The organism is Vibrio sp. 10N.222.55.C6 (assembly GCF_041473395.1).
Lineage (GTDB): Bacteria > Pseudomonadota > Gammaproteobacteria > Enterobacterales > Vibrionaceae > Vibrio > Vibrio crassostreae_C.
In genome coordinates, this window is sequence record NZ_JBFRSD010000641.1 from 1 (window position 1) to 591 (window position 591).

Annotated in this window: 1 protein-coding gene; it reads left to right on the forward strand. The window is 39.1% G+C overall.

Annotation, left to right across the window (positions count from 1 at the left end):
* Nucleotides 1-591 (forward strand): peroxiredoxin family protein (locus AB4486_RS25440; RefSeq protein WP_372119498.1); only part of this gene is annotated, 591 nt, incomplete at both ends.

Below are 591 nucleotides of genomic sequence, written 5' to 3' on the forward strand. Positions count from 1 at the left end.
GCAGGTGTCCTTTTGGGGCTAGGTGCAATTATCAGTGGGATTATAAATATGCATTGGAGCTTTGTTTTCGTTGTCTTAATGTCCAGCTTTTCCATATTTCTTGGTGGTAAATTCATTTGGGTATTCAGTCAAAAAGATACTCCTCTAGGTGATATTGAGGTTGCAATTGGAGATAAGTTCCCACAATTCGAATCAACCACATATGACAACGAGATTTATTCGACTGATGACCTAAAAAATCAACGTGTTCTACTTAAGTTTTACCGAGGTGCTTGGTGTCCATACTGTAGTGCTGAATTAAAAATGTTTAACGATATGAAACCGACTCTGGATCGATATGGAGTTAAGGTCGTTGCGTTGTCGGGAGATACGGCAGAACAAGCAAAAATGCACATCGAACGAGATAGTTTAGATCTTCTTCTTTTGTCAGACCCAGAACTCAAAGTAGTTAAACAATACGGCGTTGAACACCACAAGGCTTTAGGGGCTGACTCGTCTAAAACAAAAACAGTATTAGGGCTGCCATTTCCTACTTCATTTGAATACAAATCAATGTCTATCCCAACATCGATCTTAATTGATGAACATGGT